This is a genomic window from Vogesella amnigena (assembly GCF_042648905.1).
Taxonomy (GTDB): Bacteria; Pseudomonadota; Gammaproteobacteria; order Burkholderiales; family Chromobacteriaceae; genus Vogesella; species Vogesella amnigena.
The window spans coordinates 187,878-208,458 of sequence record NZ_JBHRYH010000009.1; the positions used below are offsets into that span (position 1 = coordinate 187,878).

Sequence of the window (20,581 nt, forward strand, 5' to 3'; positions counted from 1 at the left end):
TCATCTCCACAGCGTCAGCCGCGCTGGCGCGGCGTGCGACGGCACATCGAATTCCGGCGGGTAGCCCACCCCGGTCAGGTACAGGCCATCCGGCATGAAGGTGGGCGGTGCCAGCCGGCGGTCGCGTGCGGCCAACAGCGCCTGCAGACCGGCTGCATCCAGGCTGCCCTTGCCGACGTACAGCAGCGCCCCCACCAGATTGCGCACCATGTGGTGCAAGAAGGCATCGGCCAGCAGATCGAAGCTGATCACACCATCCGCCTCGCGGATTTCCAGTTGCTGCAGGTGTTTCAGCGGCGACTTGGCCTGGCACTCGCTGGCACGGAAGCTGGAAAAATCATGCTGCCCGAGCAGACACTGTGCGGCGGCGCGCATGGCGGCCACGTCCAGTGGCTGGTGATACCAACCGATGCGGCCGGCAGTCAGCGCCGGTCGCACCGGGTCGGTGAGCAGCAGGTAACGGTAGGAACGGGAAAACGCCGAGAAACGGGCGTGGAAGGTCTCTGGCACTTCGCGCGCCCAGGTCACCGCCACGCTGTCCGGCAGATGCGCGTTGACGCCGCGCACCCAGGCATTCAGCGGCCGCTGCGCCTCGGTGTCGAAATGCACCACCTGCTGCAGCGCATGCACACCGGCATCGGTGCGGCCTGCCGCCACGGTGACGGTAGGCTGGCCGGCGATGGTGGATATCGCCCGGTTCAGCCTGTCCTGTACGGTATTGCCATGCGGCTGGCTCTGCCAGCCGGCAAATGCGCGCCCGTCGTATTCCAGACCCAGCGCAATCCTCATGCTACGACTTTCATTACTACCGCCATCAGGAGGGCCGCCAGCAGCGCGCCATCCCGTTTTGTCCATGGATAAAGAGGCAACTGTACCTTATCGGAGCCGGCTTGTGCCATCGGCGGCGCCTGCAGATAGCTTGCCAGCTCGGTCAGCCGCGGTTGGCGTGGCTGCTCCAGCAGATGGTTGGCATATTGCAAAGTGAGGGTGAGCCGCAAGGCAAGCCGGCCGCGCGGCATGCCCACACGCGCCAGCAGCGCATCCAGCGGCAGGCTTGCGGCCAACATGCCCTGCTGCCCCTGCCACAGCCACAGCCCGCGCGCCAACAAGGCCAGCAGCAGCACGCCGAGCGCCTGCTGCGCACCAGCCAGCAAGCCAGGCACACTGGGCGCATAAGCAGATGGCCATAACGGCGCCCCCGGCAGCGACCACGCCGACAGCCCCAGCATGGCCAGCAGCAACCAGCGCATGCGCCGCAATGCCAGCCACAGCTGGCGACGCGCCGACTGCCACAACACCGCCAGTGCCAGCATGGTGGAAACTACCGACAAGGGCTGGCGGGACAGATACAGGGCCAGGATGAAAGCAGCAAGGCAACAGCTGAAGGGATGAAGGCCGGCAGCACGCGGCATCAGTTGCCGCTACCTTTCAGCAAGGCATCGGCCATTTCGGTATCGCCCATCTCACGATACAGCTGCGCCAGCGCGGCAGTTTCGGCATCGTTTTCCGCCAGCTCGGCCACGGCGACCGGCTGATTGGCGGCCACCCGCCGCACCTGCCGCGGCGCTTCCCGTGCTGGCGTCACTGCCGCTGGCGCTGCACTGGCAGCCGCAGACGGCGGGGCTGCACTGGCAGCCACTGGCGACGGGGCTGCACTGACGGTCGCTGGCACGACCGGCGGCTCCTCGGCGATGGCGGACACGGCGCTCTCTACCTGGCTGGCAGCCGGCCCGGGGGCCGCGACCGCGGCGACCGTGGCCGGTGCGCCGTACAGCGGATTGGTGGGATCGATGCTGCGCCCCAGCTGTAGCACCCTGCCCCACAGCGGGCCATTGGCACCGCCACTGGCCAGGGCATCCAGCGCTTCTGCCTCGAATGCGGCGCGATCGCCATCGTCGGCCAGCAACTGCAACAAGCGGTGGCGCAATGGCTCAGCCTGCGGCGCACGCTGCAGGGCACTGCGCAGCACCTGTATCGCCTCGTCGCGATGATCGTACAGCAGGTGCACATCCGCCTCGGCCAGCACCTCGTCCACCTCTACCGTCTCGGAGGGTGCAGCGACTGCAGCCGGCGGTTCCGGCGGCGGCATATCCAGTGGCAGCGGCACATCGGCAGCGGCCATCGCAAGCTCGGCTTCCGGCAGAGCCGCTGCTCCGGCGCCCTCTTCCGGTAGGGCTGCAACCAGCGGCGGTGCAACCATGTCAGGCTCTGCTGCCAATGGCGGCTCGGTCTGCACCGCAGGCGCGGGATCGGGATTGGGTTCGGGCTCGACCTGCGCCGCAGCATCCGGCTCCGCCTCGGCGGCCGGTTCGATGTCCGCTGCGGCCAACACTGGTGCCATGCTGTCCGGCGCTGGCTCGGCCGGCAGGTCCAGCATCAGCATCTGGCTGTCGTCGGCCACAGTGGTGGCAATTTCAGGCGTTGCGGGCGGCTCGCTTGCAGGCAACTCGGTAACTTCGATCGCCTCGGAAGGTACATCCACAGGCAGCAAAGCTTCGCTGGTGCGCTGCTTCAGCGCCTCGGCGGCGGCGGCCTGCTCGGCGCGCAGCTGCTCCTGCTCAGCATCCTGACCGTGCTGGCGGCGACGCCGCCACAATGCCCAGGCCAGCAGGCTCAAAACCGAAGCGCCACCCACGCCGGTAAGCACCCAGTCATCCAGCACCGCCATCAGGTCGCTGTCGTGCTGCGCGTTAGGCTCCGGCTGCGGCGCGCTAGCCACGCTGTGCTGGCTGTCGGCAATGCGCTGGATTTCCTGCTCCAGCTTGTTGATACGCTGCTGTGCGGCATGCAGGCGCTGGATACGCTGTCGCTCTTCCTCGGCGCTCGCCGTGGCGGCAAGCGGCGCACTGGCTTGCGCGGGCGCAGCCACCGGTGCCGCGGGAGCAACTTGTGCCGGAGGCACCTGCACCGGCTTGGCCACGACCTGCACTGGCGCAGGTTTCGCCTTGCCGCCATGCGCCACGGAACGCGTCGCCGGACGCTGCGGCAATTGCAGCAAGGCGCCAGCCAGCAGGTGGTTGGGGTTGCCATCGACAAAGGCATGCGGGTTGTCCCGCACGATCTGTAGCGCCAGCTGATTGCGCTGCGCCAGGCCACGTACCATGCCATGCACCAGGCTGGACAGGGTATCTCCCGCCTGCACCCGGTACAGTGCCGCGTGGTTCTTCAGCCCCGGCTGACGCGCCACCACGGCCTGGCCCGCAGCCTGACGCAGCGGCAGCCGGTAGCTTCGCGCCACCAGCATGCCGCGGGCGCGGGTTTCCAGCACAAACACCAGTTCGTCGCCCTGCAGTGGCAACAGGCCTTGCAGTGTCAGCCAGCGGCGCTGCGCGCTGTGGTGGTATTGCACCGCCACTAGCCCTTCCGGTGTAGCGGTAGTGCGGCGAAACAGGAAGTCGCCATCGGCAAGCGCCTCCGGCCATTCACCGTGCAGGGGAATTTCCGCCAGCAGCGGTTCGCCATGGCGTGACAGCAGCTGGGCTTCGCCGAATGCCAGCATACTGTCGGGCGATACCGCAGCAACACTGGCCCGGCTCTCTGGTGACTGGCTTGCCGTCTGACTCTCGGCACGAGGGGCGGCATGGTAGGCGCGGACTTCGCGTCCGGCGGCCCAGGCCAGCTCCAGCGCGAAGTCCAATGCCTCATCCGCCGACATCACCGGCCCCATGACGCGAATCACGTAGCGGCCGGGCTGTTCCTCGACAGTCAGGATCTTGAGCTGGAATGCCCGGGCGGTATAGCTGTCGAGAAAGGGATATTGCTGCGTGGATGCCAGCGAGGCATAGGGTGCCAGCATGCCGGGCTCTTCCAGCACCGGGATTTCGGCCAGAAACGGCTCGCCAGCCGCCGACAATACCCGGATCTCGCCCAGCCCGGCATGAGCCAGTGGCGCCAGCATGCCCAGCGCCAGCGCAATAGATAGCGCCTTCAGTCGCACCCCACCATCCCCTATGACATCTCTACGCAAAACGGCGGCATGACTTGCACCATGCCGCCGCAACAGGCTTACAGGCTATCCAGCAGGGCTTCCGCCTCGGCCTTCAGGCTGCCCTGTGCCTCTTTTACCAGCTCTTCCAGCACCTCACGGGCGCCTTCCTTGTCGCCCATGTCCAGATAGACGCGGGCCAGGTCGAGCTTGGTGGACAGCGGGTCGTCGCTGACATCCAGGCCGGCGGTGGATACCGCCTCGGCAGCAGGAGCAGGCGCGGCGGCCGGCGCCTCCAGGCTGCTCATGTCAAAGTCGAAGGTTTCCAGCGCATCCGGCTCGGCCACTGCCGGCTCCGGCTCCCCGGCATCAGTGGCGGCCACGCTATCCAGATTGAAGTCAAAGTCCAGCATATGACTATTGTCCGGCTCGGGCGGAGGCAGCGGAGCGGCCGGGGCGGCTGCCGGCGCCGGGTTCAGCAGCGCATCCATGTCCAGTTCGTCGGCGACTGCGGGCTGGGCCGCCGGCGGTGCCGCTTCTGGCTCGACAGGCGCCGCAGCTGCCGGGGCCTCAGCAGCGATATCCCCCATCAGCTCCTTGTCCAGGTCCAGCGCGGTATCAGGCACCGCCACCACCTCGACAGCGGCCGGCGCGCCAGCCGCAGCTTGCTGATCGGCATACAGCGGATTATCCGGGTCGATGGAGCGGCCAAGTCCGGCTGCCTTCGCCCAGACACTGCCCTGGCCACCGGTAACCGCCTGCAGCTCCTGCGCGTGGGTTTCCAGCGCGCCACGATCCTGACGCGAGGCGTAGATTTCCATCAGCTTCAAGCGTGCTTCGTGGCGGGTAGGGTCCTTGCTCAGGGCGTCGCGCAGGATATCCTCGGCCTGTTGATCCCGACCATAGGCCAGGTACACCTCGGCCTCGGCCACCGGGTCTACCTCCACGGTATCCACCGTGTTCATGCTGGTGCGGGTGAAGTCGGCCAGGAAAGCACTGTCGCCGCTGCCAGTCTCAGATGAGAGACCGGCGTCATGCAGCGGCATGTTGATGGTAGTGGCGGAAGCCAGCGTGCTGGTATTGCCACGTCGGCGGCGCAGGAACACCACGGCTGCCGACAGCAGCAGAATGGCGGCGCTGCCGCCTGCAATCAGCGGCAGATTGTCGAATACGCTGTCCAGCAGCGAGCCGCCCTCTTCCTGCTGCGGTTCGGCGGCTGGCGGCGCGGCCTTGGCGGCGGAGGCCGCTGCCTGCAGTGCCTTCAGCTGCTTTTCCAGCTCGTCGATCTTACGCTGCGCACTCTGCAGCGCCTGGTCGGTGGCGGAAGCAGAAGCTTCCGGTGCCTCCAGCTTCAATACCGGCGTAGCGTTCGGCGCTAGTGTGGCAGGAGCCGAAGCTACCGTTGGCGGTTGCGTGGCCGCCGGCGCGGGTACCGCCGGTTTCGGCGTAGCCTGCGGCAACGGCGCAGCGGCCTGCGGCGCGGCAGGCGCACCCGCCATGCTGGCACGGCCGGCCAGAATATCGCTGACCTGCGGCTCGCTCAGCGCGCGCACCGCGGACATGGCAGGAACCTTCAGCGTGCTGCCGGCCCGCAAGGAAGACGGGTTACCGTTGATGAATGCTTTCGGGTTGGCCTTGACCAGCGCGGCCATTGCACGCCGCTGGCTGGTTCCCAAACCAAGGCTGCGAGCGATGCCGGACAAGGTCTGCCCCGGCTGCACCACGATGCTGCCGCGCGGTGCGCGGTAGGCGGGCGGAATTGGCAGATTGTCACTGGCCAGCGGTCGCGGGCGTACCACCGGCGGCGCAGGCCGACGCAACGGCGCCGCGGTGGCAGCCGGTTGGCCACGACTGATTTCATCGGCGCGGCTCGGGTATTCTGCCGGGTCCAGCAGCACGGTGTATTCGCGCACATAGCGCGCGTTGGCCGCACGCGCCTCCACCACGAAACGCAGGAACGGCTCGCTTATCGCCGCAGTGGAGCTGACGCGGATATAGGGACGGCCATTGGCGCGATAGGCCAGATTGAAACGCAGACTGCTCAGAATGCCTGCATAGTCGACTTGCAGATCACGAAAGGTATCGATAGATGCCAGACCGACGCGGATCACCTCCTCGTCGCCCTTGCCGCTACCGGTCAGATCGATTTCGGCCCGCAGCGCTTCGCCCAGGTTGGAGCGTACCGCGATGCCCCCCAAACCAGCCCAGGCAGAAGTGGAAAACAGCAAAGCCAACAGCAGCGAACTGATTTTTTTCTTGGCCAGCATTTTGTCGCATTACCTTTCGCTGTGATTATCTGCACCCTGCGGCTCCATGCGGCCAACAGGGACGTGCATGCTGCTTGTACTATCAAGCGCGCAATGCAACAAGTCAAACTTCATACAATGTTAACGCCTGATACTAACTGTTTTAGCGCATCAGGCAAAATAGCCGCGTTTCATCAATGCGGCGGCAGTCACCACGCAGCTATGCGCGATTGCCGCGCGAATGTTGTCGGCAGCCAGCCAGAACTGCAGCGACTTGCCCTGGCGACGCACGCGGCTAACCCACACCGCCTCGTTGCCGGAGGCCTCCAGCGGGGTGACATACGGCATCTCTCCAGCCGGGTCATCCACCACCTGCAGGCCGGCGGCCTTGAACAGTTCACGCGCCTTGTCGGCCGTCAGCGCATCCTCGCTTTCCACGCTTACCGCCCAGCCATGGCCGAAAAATACCGGCACGCGCACGCAGCTGGCCTCGATGGCCAGCGCCGGCAGCGCCAGCAGCTTGCGCACTTCCAGCTCCACCGACTGCTCTTCTTCGCTGACACCCTGCTCGTCCACGCCACCGATCAGCGGCAGCACGTTGAAGGCGATACGCTTGGGGTACACCTCCATCTCGGCGTCGCGCTGCGAGAACAGCGCGGTGGTCTGGCTGGCCAGCTCTTCCAGCGCTGCCTGGCCACTGCCGGACACTGACTGGAAACTGGTAACGGTCACGCGCTGCAGGCCCGCAGCCTTGATGGCGGACAGGGCCTGCGCCAGCGGGGTAGCCGTACAGTTGGGAATCGACACCAGCGGCGCCTCGCCCAGATCATCCAGCAACTTGTCGTTGATCAGCGGCGCGTACAGCGGCACATCGTCGGCCTGGCGGTATACCGCGCTGAAGTCGACTACCGCGCAACCGGCGGCACGCGCGGTCTGCACGTACTGGCGCGACATATCGCTGCCAGCCACGAAAATGGCCAGCGCGGCATTGGCGAAGTCGAATTCGTCCACGGCCAGCACATCCAGCTCCAGGTTGCCGTAATAGGCGCTCTCGCCCTCTTTTTCCGCCACATCCAGCGCGTACACGCGCTCGATCGGCAACTCGCGCTCGGCAAGCAGTTCCAGCACGGACTGGCCGACCAGGTTGGTGGCTCCCACTACGGCAACACGAATGGCTTCAGACATAATTCTTTCCAGATGAAAAACAGAAAGGGCGCCGCCGGCGCCCTTGAAGGAAACAGCTTGAAGCGTATTTTAACGCTCAATCAGAATCCGCAACATACGACGCAGCGGTTCGGCCGCGCCCCACAGCAGCTGGTCGCCGATCACGAAGGCCGACAGGTACTCGCCACCCATGTTCAGCTTGCGCACGCGGCCAACGCCTACCTGCAGGCTGCCGGTAATGGCGGCCGGGGTCAGTTCTTTCACCGAGATCTCGCGATCGTTCGGCACCCACTTCACCCAGTCGTTACCGGACTTGATGATGGATTCGATCTCGTCCAGCGGCAGATCGCGCTTCAGCTTCACGGTCAGCGCCAGGCTGTGACAGCGCATGGCACCGATACGTACGCACAGACCGTCTACCGGAATGGTGGCGTCGGTACCCAGGATCTTGTTCACCTCGGCCTGGCCCTTCCACTCTTCCTTGGACTGGCCGTTGTCCAGCTGCTTGTCGATCCACGGGATCAGGCCGCCAGCCAGCGGGGCGCCGAAGAATTCGGTCGGCACGTCTTCGCGGATGGCTGCAGCCACCTTGCGATCGATATCCAGGATGGCGGAGGACGGGGTAGCCAGCTCTTCGGCCACCGCGCCGTGCACCACGCCCATGCCCTTCAGCAGTTCACGCATGTGGTTGGCACCGCCGCCGGAAGCAGCCTGGTAGGTCATGGAGGAAACCCACTCCACCAAACCGGCACGGAACAGGCCGCCCATACCCATCAGCATGATGGAGTTGGTGCAGTTGCCGCCGATGAAATCCTTCACGCCATTGGCGAGACCCGCGTCGATCACGTCGCGGTTTACCGGGTCCAGCACAATGATGGCGTTGTCTTCCATGCGCAGCGTGGAAGCGGCATCGATCCAGTAGCCTTTCCAGCCGGCGTCGCGCAGCTTGGCGTACACCTCGGTGGTGTAATCGCCGCCCTGACAGGTAACGATGGCGTCCATCGCCTTGAGTTCGTCGATATTGCGCGCATCCTTCAGCGGCGGCACATCACGGCCAACGTCCGGTGCAGCACCGCCCACGTTGGAGGTGGTGAAAAACACCGGCTCGTCGATAACCGCAAAATCGTTCTCTTCACGCATGCGCTGCATCAGCACGGAACCAACCATGCCACGCCAGCCAACAAAACCTACTCGCACGATACTTCTCCTGAATGTCTGTCGGGTGATATGAAACTGTTCTGCCGGCCCGTTGACGTGCCGGCTCTATTCGATGATCAACCCCATTGTGCAGGGCAACAGCCGCCCGCACAATGGGGTTGATTATTTTTATCCAATACGCATCAAAACACTGTTTTCAGCCGTCTGAACCGATACAGCAAACACTCCACCCGCCAACGCAAAACGGCTGCGGAAGCGCAGGTCCGCACCAGGCAAACCCGCATTCCACAGCCGCTGACAACAGGTGCAGCTGGACGAGCGCAGTCTTACAGCGCAGCCACCACGGCATCGCCCATGCCGGAGCAGGTCACCTTCTCGCAGCCGGCCTCGAAAATGTCGGCGGTGCGGTAGCCCTGGGCCAGCACTTTCTTCACCGCATCTTCCACGCGCACGGCGGCGGCTTCCTGGTTGAAGGTGTAGCGCAGCATCATCGCGGCGGAAAGAATGGTAGCCAGCGGATTGGCCAGGTTCTTGCCGGCAATGTCCGGGGCGGAACCATGGCTAGGCTCGTACAGGCCCTTGTTGTTCTGGTCCAGCGATGCCGACGGCAGCATGCCAATGGAACCGGTAAGCATGGAAGCCTCGTCGGACAGGATGTCGCCGAAGATGTTGCCGGTCACCATCACGTCGAACTGCTTGGGGTTGCGCACCAGCTGCATGGCGGCGTTGTCCACGTACATGTGGCTGAGCTCCACCTGCGGGTACTCGCGCGCCACGTCGATCATGATTTCTTTCCAGAACTCGGTGGTTTCCAGCACGTTGGCCTTGTCCACCGAGCACAGCTTTTTATTGCGCTTCATGGCGATGCCGAAGGCCACGTGGGCGATGCGGCGGATCTCGCTTTCGCTGTAGCGCATGGTGTTGAACGCCTCGCGCTCGCCCAGCTCGTTCACCGCAATGCCGCGCGGCTGGCCAAAGTAGATGTCGCCGGTCAGTTCGCGCACGATCATGATGTCGAGGCCCGACACCACTTCCGGCTTCAGCGTGGACGCATTGGCCAGCTCCGGGTACAGGATGGCCGGGCGCAGGTTGGCGAACAGGTTCAGATCCTTGCGGATGGCCAGCAGGCCGCGCTCCGGGCGCAGCGGGCGATCCAGCTTGTCGTACTGCGGGCCGCCCACGGCGCCCAGCAGCACGGCATCGGCCTCGCGGCACAGCTTCTGGGTGAACTCCGGATACGGTACGCCGTAGGCGTCGTAGCCGGCGCCGCCCAGCGGCGCTTCTTCCATTTCGATAGGCAGGCCATCCTGGCGCAGCACATCCAGCACGCGACGCGCCTGGGCAATGATTTCCGGACCGATGCCGTCACCCGGCAGAACTGCGATCTTCATGTTTGGTATCCCGTCAGATTAAGTGACAAAAGGTTGGCCGCATGCGGCCAACCCCGGGTAAATCAGGCAAACAGCCACGGTTGTTCGGCGCGACGCTTGGCTTCGAACGCCTTGATCTCGTCGGCATGCTGCAGGGTGAGGCCGATTTCGTCCAGGCCGCCCAGCAGACAGTGCTTGCGGTGCTCGGTAACCTCGAAGCCGAACGACTGGCCGGACGGGGTGCTGATGGTCTGCGCCGCCAGGTCCACGTTCAGGCGGTAGCCTTCGTTTGCCTCACACTCGCGGAACAGCTGGTCCACTACCTCCGTCGGCTGCACGATGGGCAGCAGGCCATTCTTGAAGCAGTTGTTGAAGAAAATATCGGCGAAAGACGGCGCAATCACCACGCGGAAACCCTGGTCTTCCAGTGCCCACGGCGCGTGTTCGCGGCTGGAGCCGCAGCCGAAGTTTTCGCGTGCCAGCAACACCTGCGCGCCGGCGTAGCGCGGGAAGTTCAGTACGAAATCCGGGTTCAGCGGGCGCTTGCTGTTGTCCATGCCCGGCTCGCCGTGGTCCAGGTAGCGCCATTCGTCGAACAGGTTGGGGCCGAAGCCGGAACGCTTGATGGATTTCAGGAATTGCTTGGGAATGATCGCGTCGGTATCAACGTTGGCGCGATCCAGCGGGCAAACGAGCCCGTTCAGGGTAGTGAATGCTTTCATTGTGCAGCCCTTTCAATGGCGGAACCCGCGCTCCTGATGTCCTTGCCGATGCCGGATACGGTGTTGCAGGCAGTCATGGCGAACACGATGGTCAGGGCGGTCAGAATTCGGGTAATCATGGCTTGAAGTCCTTGCAGGCAGTCACACAAAGGCGGCAGTTTGACACTGCGACCAGCGTGTGACCAGCCGTCAATCACAGGGTTCGGATGTCCACAAAATGGCCGGCAACCGCGGCAGCGGCAGCCATGGCCGGGCTTACCAGGTGGGTGCGACCGCCCTGCCCCTGACGGCCTTCGAAGTTGCGGTTGGAGGTGGACGCGCAACGCTCGCCTGGCTGCAGGCGGTCGGCGTTCATCGCCAGGCACATGGAGCAGCCCGGTTCACGCCATTCGAAGCCAGCGGCCACGAATACCTTGTCCAGGCCCTCGGCCTCGGCCTGCGCCTTCACCAGGCCGGAGCCCGGCACCACCAGCACCTGCTTGACGTTGGCCGCCTTGCTGCGACCCTTGGCCACCGCGGCGGCTTCGCGCAGGTCTTCGATACGGCTGTTGGTACAGGAGCCGATGAACACGATGTCCACCGGAATCTGGTTGATCGGGGTGTTGGCCTGCAGGCCCATATAGGCCAGCGCGCGCTCGATGGAGCCCTTCTTCACCGGGTCGCTTTCCTGCGCCGGGTCCGGCACGCGGCCGTTGATGTCGGTCACCATTTCCGGCGAGGTACCCCAGGTCACCTGCGGCTGGATGTCGGCGGCATCCAGCGTCACCACGGCGTCGAAGTGCGCGCCTTCATCAGAATGCAGGGTGTTCCAATAGGCCACGGCGGCATCCCACTGCTCGGCCTTCGGCGCGAACGGGCGGCCTTTTACGTAGTCGATGGTTTTCTGGTCCACCGCCACCAGGCCGGAGCGGGCACCGGCTTCGATGGCCATATTGCACAGGCTCATGCGGCCTTCCATCGACAGGCTCTGAATCGCCTCGCCACCGAACTCGATGGCGTAGCCGGTACCGCCGGCGGTGCCGATCTTGCCGATGATTGCCAGCGCTACGTCCTTGCCGGTGATGCCTGCGGCCAACTTGCCATCCACGCGCACCAGCATGTTTTTGGATTTCTTCGCCACCAGGGTCTGGGTGGCCATCACGTGTTCCACTTCCGAGGTGCCGATACCGTGCGCCAGCGCACCGAAGGCGCCGTGGGTGGAGGTGTGGCTGTCGCCGCACACCACGGTCATGCCCGGCAGGGTGGCGCCCTGCTCCGGCCCCATCACGTGCACGATGCCCTGGCCCTTGTCCTTGAACGGGAAGTAGGCCAAGGCGCCGAAGGCCTTGATATTGGCGTCCAGGGTTTCCACCTGCTGGCGCGAGATCGGGTCCTTGATGCCTTCGTCCCAGTGGTCGGTAGGAGTGTTGTGATCGGCAGTGGACACCACCGAATCGACACGCCACAGCTGGCGGCCGGCCAGCTTCAGGCCTTCGAAGGCTTGCGGGCTGGTCACTTCGTGTACCAGGTGGCGGTCGATGTACAACAGTACGGTGCCGTCGGCTTCCTGGCGTACCACGTGGCTGTTCCAGAGCTTGTCGTAGAGAGTCTGTGCGGTCATGGTGTGCTTTCCGTTTACTGGCACCGCACTGCAGTGCCGGGGTCGCTGGATGGTTGGCCGCATGGCGGCGATGCGCCATCATTGCCCAGCACGCTTCCTAGTACAAGATAAGCATTTATACTAGTAGTCACACTACTACCCACATACGGGCACAGACAGCTCATGGACAAACAAAGCCCCGGCCCGCTGGGCGAATTCATCCGCAGCCACCGCGAACGCATCAGCCCGCAACAGGCCGGCCTGCCCGCCGGCAACCGCCGTCGCGCCAAGGGCCTACGCCGCGAGGAAGTGGCGCAGCTGGTGGGCATCAGCCCCACCTGGCTCACCTGGATCGAACAGGGGCGCACCCAGTCGGTGTCCGCCGCCACGCTGTCACGGCTGGCCGAAGTGCTGATGCTGTCGCGCGCCGAGCGTGACTACCTGTTCGACCTCGCCGGGCTGAAGGATCCGCAGGAAGCCAGCCTAGCGGCCAACCCGGAGGCTCAGCAGGCATTGGCGCTGGCGGTGGACAAGATTGCCAGCCCGGCTTACGTGCTGGATACGCTGTGGAACGTGCCGGCCTGCAATGCCGAGGCGGCCAGCCTGTTCCACGGTTGGCTGGACGATGGCCGCGACAGCCACAACCTGCTGCAGTTCATGTTCCAGCACCCGCTGGCGCGCACGCTGGTGGACGACTGGCCAACACGCGCACGGCGCATGGTGGCGGAATTTCGTGCCGAGATCAGCCATCACCACGACGAGGCGGTAACGGAACTGCTGGAGCAGCTGCGCCAGGACAGCGAGGAATTTGACGCCCTGTGGCGGCAGCAGGATGTGCAGGGCCGCGAAGGCGGCGAGCGGGTGTTCAACCACGCCAGCCGCGGCCAGCTGCGCTACCAGCAACTCACCCTGCGGCTGGCCCACGCGCCGGGGCTGAAGCTGGTGATGCTGTTATAGCGTCGGCCGCATCAGTGGCCGGCAGGCTGCGGACGCAGCCATTTCAGACACACCGCAGCACCAAGCAAGGCAGCCACAGTGGAAATGCCGAAGGTCAGCGCTACCCCGCCGTGCTGCCACAGCGCGCCACCCAGCAGCCCGCCCAGGCTGCCGCCGATGCCGAACGACGCCACGGTATACAGCCCCTGCCCGCGCGCCTGCTGCTGCTCGCTGAACAGGCGGTGAATCAGGCCAACGGATGCCGCGTGATGCACACCAAAGGTAAAGGCATGCCCCAGCTGGGCGAGCACCGCCAGCGCGGGCACCGCCAGCAGGCTGGCGATCAGCGCGAAGCGGGCGGCCGACACCAGCAGCGAGGCCAGCATCAAGCGCTCCAGGCTGAAGCGAGCCATCAGCCGTGGCATCTGCCAGAACACCACGATCTCCGCCAGCACCCCCACCGACCACAGCCAGCCGGTGGCCGCCTTGTCATAGCCGGCTTCCTTCAGCCCCAGCGAGTAGAAGTTGTAGTACGGCCCCATGCCGAAGGCGAGCAGAAAACAGCAGGCAAACAGCGCCACCACACGCGGCTGGCGCAGCGTATCCAGCATGGAGTCCTGATGGCGGCTGCGTTTTTCCGGTGCCACCTCCGGCACCGTCCAGCCAGCCAGCACCACCAGCGCCAGCAGAACGCACAACAGCCACGGCAGGCTGGCCAGCGACAGCCACTCCAGCAGATAGCCACCGCTACTGGCCAGGCAGACAAAACCGATGGAACCCCACACCCGGATGCGGCTGTAGCGCCCCGGCTGGCTGCGGGTGAGCTGGCTGGTGGTGGCCTCTGCCAGTGGCAGCGCCGCCGCCCAGAAGAAAAAGCCCAGTGCCAGCGTGGCGAACATGCCCCAGAAACTGCGCTGCCACACCACCAGCAGAAAGCAGGCCACGGCAGCAAACGAGGTCCAGAAAATAATGGCGCGGCGCTTGCCACTGCGGTCAGACTGCCAACCCCAGAATACCGGCGACACGATACGCGCCAGCGTGGACAGCGACATCAGGATGGAAATCTGCAGCGGCGAGAACGCCAGCGATTCGAGATACAGCGACCAGAACGGCCCGAACAGGCCCTGGAAGGCAAAGTAGCTGAAGTAGAAGGCAGCCATGGCTGCCAATGGCGGAACGGCGGATACGGGCATTGCGGCCAACCTTGAAGCGGGCGCTGCATTCTAGCGCATTGCCTGCCACGGCGAAATGACGCCGGACTGCAGCTGCCCGGATGGTCAGGTTGGCCGCAGCCCGGCTACCAGTTGTCCTTGAAGCGGATAATGTCGCGACGCGCCTTCTTGGTGGGTCGGCCCTCGCCATACGGAAAGCTGGCGTGCTCGGCCTTCTGCAGCCCGATCTGATGCTCGCGCGCGGCAATGGATTCCTCGCTCTCGCTGTACAGCAACCGCGCCTCCGCTGCCGGGCGGCGCTGACTGGCCAGCGCCAGGATGGTGACGTTATAGACCAGCTTGTCGATGCGCACCTGCAGCAAGTCCCCCACTCTGGCCACCCGCGAAGCCTTTACCCGCTCACCGTTCACCAGTACGCGCCCCAGCTCCAGCGCCTCGTGCGCCAGCTGCCGGGTCTTGAAGAAGCGCGCCGCCCACAACCACTTGTCCAGCCGCAGCTTGTCGTCGTCCTGCGCTACCTGCTGCTTGCTCATGCTGCCACCTGTCTAATTACTGATCTGGCGCCAAGGTAGTGCTGCGGCGGCCGCTAGTCAACGTGCCCTGCCTGACTGGCATGACAGTGGATTGTGCATCGCCGCAACAAGCAGAATCTCATACATGGTAAGCCGCCCCGCCGCCCCCTACCCTTAACCGGTTGCGCAATGCAACATAACAAACCATTGAAAGCAAAAGCTTTTCCCACCCCACCCGCAGCAGTGACCAGCCCAAGTGCAACCGCGCCCGGCAAACCGCCAACAAGCCATCTGCCGAGCACCACGCAAAGCCATGCCGGCAACAGGGGTGACGCCTGTGTTTTGTCATAAAGCGGTGATACAGTGACAACCATGCTTTCGGTTGCGGGCCGCCAAAACGACAAGCACAGCTCCCCGACGGCCACCTAGCCACTTTCTGCAAGGAGACCCCATGAGTCAGGATCCCAAGTCATCGCTGGACAGCTTTTTTGCCAGCATCTCTGAAACCAACCAGAAGTGGATGCAACAGTTCGTCAACACCATGTCTGCAGGCGTTACCCCCGACCAGACCAGCAACCCGCTGGCTGGCGCCTGGGGCCAGATGATGGAAGGCGCCAACCAGTTCATCGCCATGCAGAACAATCTGTACCAGCAGCAGATGAATATCTGGATGCAGTTCCTGGGCCAGAACAGCGCCAGCGCCGCACCGAGCAATGACCGCCGCTTTGCCGCCCCGGAATGGAACGAGCACCCGTTCTACAACTTCCTGAAACAGAGCTACCTGCTGACTTCCAAGTGGATGACCGAGCTGGTGGACCAAGCGCAGATGGAAGCCGGCGACAAGGAACGCCTGGCCTTCGCCACCCGCCAGTACATCGACGCCATGGCGCCGACCAACTTCATGCTCACCAACCCGGAAGTGGTGAAACGTGCCATCGAAACCAAGGGCGAGAGCCTGGTGGAAGGCATGAAGAATGTGATCGATGACCTGCAGAAGGGTCACATCTCGATGTCGGACGAAAGCAAGTTCGAAATCGGCAAGAACATCGCCTGCACCCCGGGCCAGGTAGTGTTCCGCAACCAGCTGATGGAGCTGATCCAGTACACGCCCACCACCGGCGAAGTCTATGCCAAGCCGCTGCTGATCGTGCCGCCGTGCGTGAACAAGTACTACCTGATGGACCTGCAGCCGGACAACTCCATGGTGCGCCACTTCGTGGCCCAGGGTTACCGCGTGTTCCTGGTGAGCTGGCGCTCCGCCACCCCGGAAATGAAAAACTACCAGTGGGACAACTACATCGAGGAAGGCGTGTTCGCCGCTGCCGAGGCGGTGAAGAAAGTCACCAAGCAGGCCAGCATGAACGTGCTGGGCTTCTGCATCGGCGGCGTGATTCTTACCACCGCGCTGTGCGTGGCCAAGGCACGCGGCCTGAAGTACTTTGATTCCGCCACTTTCATGACTTCGCTGGTAGACCACAGCGACCCGGGCGAGATCAAGGTATTCCTGGACGACAATTTCTTTGCCGGCCGCGAAGCCAAGCTGGCCAGCGGCAACGGTGGCATCGTCAGCGGCAAGGAACTTGGCCGCACCTTCGCCAGCCTGCGCGCCAACGACCTGGTGTGGAACTACGTGGTGAACAACTATCTGCTGGGCAAGACCCCGCCGCCGTTCGACCTGCTGTACTGGAACAACGACGCCGTCGACCTGCCGATGCCGATGCACACCTTCTTCCTGAAGGAGTTCTACCGCAACAACGCGCTGACCAAGCCGGGCAGCATCACCCTGTGCGGCGTACCTATCGACGTGTCCACCATCGACATTCCGCTGTACATCTTTGCCGCCCGTGAAGACCACATCGTGCCGTGGCAGTCGGCCTACGACGGTCTGAAGTACCTGTCGGGCGCCCCAAGCCGCCGCTACATCCTGGGCGCCTCCGGCCACATCGCCGGCTCCATCAACCCGGTAACCAAGGACAAGCGCAATTACTGGGTGAATGAAAACCTGGTGGACAGCAGCGAAAGCTGGCTGGATGCCGCTGAAAGCCGCCCTGGCAGCTGGTGGAAGGACTGGGATGCCTGGCTGGCACCGCAATCCGGTGACAAGATCGCCACCCCGAAAACCATGGGCAGCAAAGACTTGCCGCCGCTGTGCGCGGCACCGGGCGAATACGTGCTGGCCAAGGCCATGCCGGCTCTCGCTGCACTGCAATAATCTGACCACGGATTGTGCTAGAGTGGTGTTGCCCGTGCGACACCAACTCCAAAAAGCACATCACCCAACACTCTGGAGAAACCGATGCAAGACGTAGTTATCGTTGCAGCCCTGCGTACCGCCGTTGGCAGCTTTGGCGGCTCCCTGTCCAAGATCCCTGCCCCTGAACTGGGCGCTACCGTGATCAAGGGCCTGCTGGAAAAAACCGGCGTGAAGCCGGAAGACGTCAGCGAAGTCATCCTCGGTCAGGTACTGACCGCAGGCAGCGGCCAGAACCCGGCGCGTCAGGCGCTGATCAAGGCCGGCCTGCCGGTAAGCACCCCGGCTTCCACCCTGAACGTGGTATGCGGTTCCGGTCTGCGCGCCGTGCATCTGGGCGCCCAGGCCATCGCCACCGGCGATGCCGAGATCGTGATTGCCGGCGGTCAGGAAAACATGTCGCTGTCCCCGCACATCCTGCCGGGCTCGCGTGACGGCTTCCGCATGGGCAATGCCCAGCTGGTGGACACCATGGTGGCCGATGGCCTGACCGACGTGTACAACCAGTACCACATGGGCATCACCGCCGAAAACGTGGCCTCCAAGTACGACATCAGCCGCGAAGAGCAGGATGCGCTGGCACTGGCTTCGCAGAACCGCGCCGAAGCCGCCCAGGCTGCCGGCAAGTTCGTGGACGAGATCGTTCCGGTACTGGTACCGCAGCGCAAGGGCGACCCGGTTGCCTTCGCCAGCGATGAATACATCAAGGCCGGCACTACCGCTGAAACCCTGGCCAAGCTGCGCCCGGCGTTCAAGAAGGAAGGCACAGTAACCGCTGGTAACGCTTCCGGCATCAACGACGGCGCCGCCGCCGTGATGCTGATGAGCGCAGCCAAGGCCGCAGCGCTGGGCCTGAAGCCGCTGGCCGTGATCAAGTCCTACGCCCTGACCGGCTGCGCGCCGGAGATCATGGGTATCGGCCCGGTGGCCGCCACCCGCAAGGCGCTGGACAAGGCCGGCTGGAAGGTGGAAGACCTGGACTTGGTGGAAGCCAACGAAGCCTTCGCCGCACAGGCACTGGGCGTGGCCCGCGAACTGGGCTGGAGCGCCGACAAGGTGAACGTGAACGGCGGCGCTATCGCGCTGGGCCACCCGATCGGCGCTTCCGGCTGCCGCGTGCTGGTGACCCTGCTGCACGAAATGCAGCGTCGTGACGCCAAGAAAGGCCTGGCTACCCTGTGCATTGGTGGAGGCATGGGGGTGGCGCTGGCAGTGGAACGCCAGTAACAACTGCTTACGATCTGCTGCGGTTGTTTATACCGCTGCGCTTGGGCGATACGGCGTGAATTCGACTCGGTAATGCGCATTGACTTCATGTCAATTCCGCTCCCTCAGCCGCTTTCGCCTTGTCTCGCTCTAGCTCGCCAGATCGTAAATCAGTTGTCAAGGCATTACATTTCCGCATGACAAACCGGGGCCCCGCCCCGGTTTTTTCATGGCTGTCGCATCCACCCCCTTGCAACCACTCCCCGATGCTACGCTGCTACCTGTCCCTTGGTTCAGCCAGCCGCGGTTTGCCGCCACAAGGCTTGCGCCAGCTAGTACCACCCCGCAAAATGGATACAATATTTTGTTGGAGCATCCCCCATGAGCCAGATCCCCCAGCGCATCGCCGCCCTGCGTGCCGCCATGCAGCAACACGGTGTTACCGCCTGCCTGATTCCCTCTTCCGACCCGCATCTTTCGGAATACCTGCCGGGCTACTGGCAAGGCCGCCGCTGGCTGTCCGGCTTTCATGGCTCGGTGGGGCTGCTGATCGTTACCACCGACTTTGCCGGCCTGTGGGCTGATAGCCGCTACTGGGTGCAGGCGGAGCAGGAGCTGGCCGGCAGCGGCATCCAGCTGATGAAGATCCAGACCCTGGCCAGCACCCATCACCTGGACTGGCTGGCGGCCAACCTAGCCGCTGGCAGCACGCTGGCGGTGGATGGCGACGTACTCGGTCTGGCGCCGGCACGCGCGCTGCAGGCCACGCTGGCGGGTATCGGCGTCGCCTTGCGCACCGATCTCGACCTGCTGCAGCAGATGTGGGCCGAGCGCCCGAGCCTGCCTGCCGCGCCGGTATACGCCCACCTGCCGCCCTACGCCAGCACCCCGCGTAGCGACAAGCTGGCCGCGGTACGCAGCGCCATGCGTGAGGCTGGCGCCGACTGGCACTTCATTTCCACCCTGGACGACATTGCCTGGCTCACCAATCTGCGTGGCAGCGATGTGAACTACAACCCAGTGTTCATCGCCCACCTGCTACTGGGCCAGCACAGCGCCACGCTGTTCGTCGGCGCCGGCAAGATTGACGCCGAACTGGCGGCAGAGCTTGCCGCCGATGGCATCCTGCTGGCCGACTACGCCGGCGCCAAGGCGGCGCTAGCGGCACTACCGGCCGGCAAGCGCCTGCTGCTGGACCCGCGCCGCATCACCCTGGGCCTGCGCCAGGCTGTGCCGGAGCAGGTACAGATCAGCGAACAGATCAACCCCAGCACGCTGCTGAAATCACGCAAGACCGCCGCCGAAGCCGCGCACGTGCGCCAGGCCATGGAACTGGATGGCGCCGCGCTAGCCGAGTTCTTTGCCTGGTTCGAGGCCAACGTTGGCCGCAGCACTATCAGCGAGCTGACCATCGACGAGCAGATCACCGCCGCGCGCGCCCGCCGCCCCGGCTTTGTCTGCCCGAGCTTTGCCACCATCGCCGGCTTCAACGCCAACGGTGCGCTGCCGCACTATCGCGCCACCGAAGCCAGCCACAGCGACATCGCCGGCAACGGCCTGCTGCTGATCGACTCCGGCGGCCAGTACCTGAACGGCACCACCGACATCACCCGCGTGGTGGCGGTGGGCCAGCCCAGCGCCGAACAGCAGCGCGACTTCACCCTGGTACTCAAGGGCATGATCGCGCTGAGCATGGCGCACTTCCCGGTGGGCACGCCGTCGCCGATGCTGGATTCGCTGGCGCGCGCGCCGATCTGGCAGGCAGACATCGACTTCGGCCACGGCGTAGGCCACGGCGTGGGTTACTTCCTCAACGTGCATGAAGGCCCGCAGAGCATCTCCCGCTCGCAGCCGGAAGCCACCATGGCGATGCAGCCAGGCATGATCACCTCCAACGAACCTGGCATCTACCGCCCGGGCCATTGGGGCGTGCGCATCGAGAACCTGCTGCTGAACGTGCCGGCCGCCGACAACAGCTTCGGTAGCTTCCTGAAGTTCGAAACGCTGACGCTGTGCCCGATCGACACCCGCTGCATCGCACGCGAGCTGCTGAGCCCGGCCGAAACCGCCTGGCTGAACGACTACCACGCCGAGGTGTACCGCCGCATCGCGCCGCTGGTAAGCGGCGACGCGCTGGCCTGGCTGCAACAGGCCACCGCCGCAATCTGAGCATGACCGGCTCCGGCCGTACAGGTCGGAGCCAAATGGCTATACTGCCGCGTTAGCGCATGTTCACCACCTCGCAAGCAGGTGCGGAACAAGGCAAAAACGGCTGGGGAGGCGGAGTTGACCAGGTGTCAATGCCGCCCGCAGCGCGCAACACTCCACCACGCACAGCAG

At 64.5% G+C, this 20,581-nt stretch carries 16 protein-coding genes; 4 read left to right on the forward strand and 12 right to left on the reverse strand.

Annotated features, from left to right (window positions below):
• The 10 genes from truA to leuC form a co-directional block, all read right to left on the reverse strand.
• Entirely contained in the window at positions 1-789 is a 789-nt protein-coding gene (truA, locus tag ACFOKJ_RS04455) for a tRNA pseudouridine(38-40) synthase TruA (RefSeq protein ID WP_390276916.1), read from the reverse strand.
• Positions 786-1,412, reverse strand: a complete 627-nt coding sequence (locus tag ACFOKJ_RS04460) for a hypothetical protein (RefSeq protein WP_390276917.1) — start codon at positions 1,410-1,412, stop codon at positions 786-788. The genes truA and ACFOKJ_RS04460 overlap by 4 nt, the downstream gene beginning before the upstream one ends.
• Positions 1,412-3,937: a type IV pilus assembly protein FimV gene (locus tag ACFOKJ_RS04465; RefSeq protein WP_390276918.1), complete on the reverse strand. Its 2,526-nt coding sequence runs from the start codon at positions 3,935-3,937 to the stop codon at positions 1,412-1,414. Before ACFOKJ_RS04465 ends, ACFOKJ_RS04460 begins: the two co-directional genes overlap by 1 nt.
• Before the next feature lie 68 nt (positions 3,938-4,005).
• A complete protein-coding gene (locus tag ACFOKJ_RS04470; RefSeq protein WP_390276919.1) occupies positions 4,006-6,192 on the reverse strand; it encodes a FimV/HubP family polar landmark protein in 2,187 nt (728 codons plus the stop codon).
• Positions 6,193-6,342: 150 nt separating this feature from the next.
• Positions 6,343-7,356 carry an aspartate-semialdehyde dehydrogenase gene (locus tag ACFOKJ_RS04475; protein ID WP_390276920.1) on the reverse strand — a complete coding sequence of 338 codons (1,014 nt, stop codon included), beginning with the start codon at positions 7,354-7,356 and terminating at the stop codon, positions 6,343-6,345.
• 69 nt (positions 7,357-7,425) lie between these two features.
• Positions 7,426-8,532, reverse strand: a complete 1,107-nt coding sequence (gene asd / locus ACFOKJ_RS04480; protein WP_390276921.1) for an aspartate-semialdehyde dehydrogenase — start codon at positions 8,530-8,532, stop codon at positions 7,426-7,428.
• A gap of 287 nt (positions 8,533-8,819) precedes the next feature.
• A complete protein-coding gene (gene leuB / locus ACFOKJ_RS04485; RefSeq protein WP_390276922.1) occupies positions 8,820-9,884 on the reverse strand; it encodes a 3-isopropylmalate dehydrogenase in 1,065 nt (354 codons plus the stop codon).
• Positions 9,885-9,946: 62 nt separating this feature from the next.
• A complete protein-coding gene (gene leuD / locus ACFOKJ_RS04490; RefSeq protein ID WP_390276924.1) occupies positions 9,947-10,585 on the reverse strand; it encodes a 3-isopropylmalate dehydratase small subunit in 639 nt (212 codons plus the stop codon).
• Positions 10,582-10,704 (reverse strand): entericidin A/B family lipoprotein, encoded by a 123-nt coding sequence (locus ACFOKJ_RS04495; RefSeq protein WP_390276926.1) that lies wholly within the window; start codon positions 10,702-10,704, stop codon positions 10,582-10,584. Before ACFOKJ_RS04495 ends, leuD begins: the two co-directional genes overlap by 4 nt.
• A 74-nt stretch (positions 10,705-10,778) precedes the next feature.
• Positions 10,779-12,185: a 3-isopropylmalate dehydratase large subunit gene (gene leuC, locus ACFOKJ_RS04500; RefSeq protein WP_390276927.1), complete on the reverse strand. Its 1,407-nt coding sequence runs from the start codon at positions 12,183-12,185 to the stop codon at positions 10,779-10,781.
• A gap of 162 nt (positions 12,186-12,347) precedes the next feature.
• Between leuC and ACFOKJ_RS04505 the strand changes: the two genes are divergently transcribed.
• Entirely contained in the window at positions 12,348-13,121 is a 774-nt protein-coding gene (locus tag ACFOKJ_RS04505) for a helix-turn-helix transcriptional regulator (RefSeq protein WP_390276928.1), read from the forward strand.
• Positions 13,122-13,132: 11 nt separating this feature from the next.
• Here ACFOKJ_RS04505 and ACFOKJ_RS04510 read toward each other — a convergent pair whose 3' ends face one another.
• On the reverse strand, positions 13,133-14,293 hold the full coding sequence (locus ACFOKJ_RS04510) for an MFS transporter (RefSeq protein WP_390276929.1): 1,161 nt from the start codon (positions 14,291-14,293) through the stop codon (positions 13,133-13,135).
• Positions 14,294-14,397: 104 nt separating this feature from the next.
• The gene (locus ACFOKJ_RS04515; RefSeq protein WP_390276930.1) at positions 14,398-14,805 is read right to left on the reverse strand and encodes an RNA-binding S4 domain-containing protein; all 408 of its coding nucleotides are present in this window, start codon (positions 14,803-14,805) and stop codon (positions 14,398-14,400) included.
• Between the two features lie 430 nt (positions 14,806-15,235).
• On the opposite strand from ACFOKJ_RS04515, the gene ACFOKJ_RS04520 reads away from it, so the two are divergent.
• The 3 genes from ACFOKJ_RS04520 to ACFOKJ_RS04530 all read left to right on the forward strand — a co-directional run bounded on the left by ACFOKJ_RS04520 (position 15,236) and on the right by ACFOKJ_RS04530 (position 20,410).
• Complete coding sequence (locus ACFOKJ_RS04520) at positions 15,236-16,996, forward strand: PHA/PHB synthase family protein (RefSeq protein WP_390276931.1); 1,761 nt, start codon at positions 15,236-15,238, stop codon at positions 16,994-16,996.
• A gap of 84 nt (positions 16,997-17,080) precedes the next feature.
• Complete coding sequence (locus ACFOKJ_RS04525) at positions 17,081-18,262, forward strand: acetyl-CoA C-acetyltransferase (protein ID WP_390276932.1); 1,182 nt, start codon at positions 17,081-17,083, stop codon at positions 18,260-18,262.
• 360 nt (positions 18,263-18,622) lie between these two features.
• A complete protein-coding gene (locus tag ACFOKJ_RS04530) occupies positions 18,623-20,410 on the forward strand; it encodes an aminopeptidase P family protein (protein ID WP_390276933.1) in 1,788 nt (595 codons plus the stop codon).
• Positions 20,411-20,581 lie beyond the last annotated feature (171 nt).

Excerpts from the sequence above, each read along its gene's own strand:
- truA (WP_390276916.1), bottom strand. The coding sequence starts at position 789 with ATGAGGATTGCGCTGGGTCTGGAATACGACGGGCGCGCATTTGCCGGC.
- ACFOKJ_RS04460 (WP_390276917.1), bottom strand. The coding sequence starts at position 1,412 with ATGCCGCGTGCTGCCGGCCTTCATCCCTTCAGCTGTTGCCTTGCTGCT.
- ACFOKJ_RS04470 (WP_390276919.1), bottom strand. The coding sequence starts at position 6,192 with ATGCTGGCCAAGAAAAAAATCAGTTCGCTGCTGTTGGCTTTGCTGTTT.
- ACFOKJ_RS04475 (WP_390276920.1), bottom strand. The coding sequence starts at position 7,356 with ATGTCTGAAGCCATTCGTGTTGCCGTAGTGGGAGCCACCAACCTGGTC.
- leuB (WP_390276922.1), bottom strand. The coding sequence starts at position 9,884 with ATGAAGATCGCAGTTCTGCCGGGTGACGGCATCGGTCCGGAAATCATT.
- leuD (WP_390276924.1), bottom strand. The coding sequence starts at position 10,585 with ATGAAAGCATTCACTACCCTGAACGGGCTCGTTTGCCCGCTGGATCGC.
- ACFOKJ_RS04495 (WP_390276926.1), bottom strand. The coding sequence starts at position 10,704 with ATGATTACCCGAATTCTGACCGCCCTGACCATCGTGTTCGCCATGACT.
- leuC (WP_390276927.1), bottom strand. The coding sequence starts at position 12,185 with ATGACCGCACAGACTCTCTACGACAAGCTCTGGAACAGCCACGTGGTA.
- ACFOKJ_RS04505 (WP_390276928.1), top strand. The coding sequence starts at position 12,348 with ATGGACAAACAAAGCCCCGGCCCGCTGGGCGAATTCATCCGCAGCCAC.
- ACFOKJ_RS04510 (WP_390276929.1), bottom strand. The coding sequence starts at position 14,293 with ATGCCCGTATCCGCCGTTCCGCCATTGGCAGCCATGGCTGCCTTCTAC.
- ACFOKJ_RS04515 (WP_390276930.1), bottom strand. The coding sequence starts at position 14,805 with ATGAGCAAGCAGCAGGTAGCGCAGGACGACGACAAGCTGCGGCTGGAC.
- ACFOKJ_RS04520 (WP_390276931.1), top strand. The coding sequence starts at position 15,236 with ATGAGTCAGGATCCCAAGTCATCGCTGGACAGCTTTTTTGCCAGCATC.
- ACFOKJ_RS04525 (WP_390276932.1), top strand. The coding sequence starts at position 17,081 with ATGCAAGACGTAGTTATCGTTGCAGCCCTGCGTACCGCCGTTGGCAGC.
- ACFOKJ_RS04530 (WP_390276933.1), top strand. The coding sequence starts at position 18,623 with ATGAGCCAGATCCCCCAGCGCATCGCCGCCCTGCGTGCCGCCATGCAG.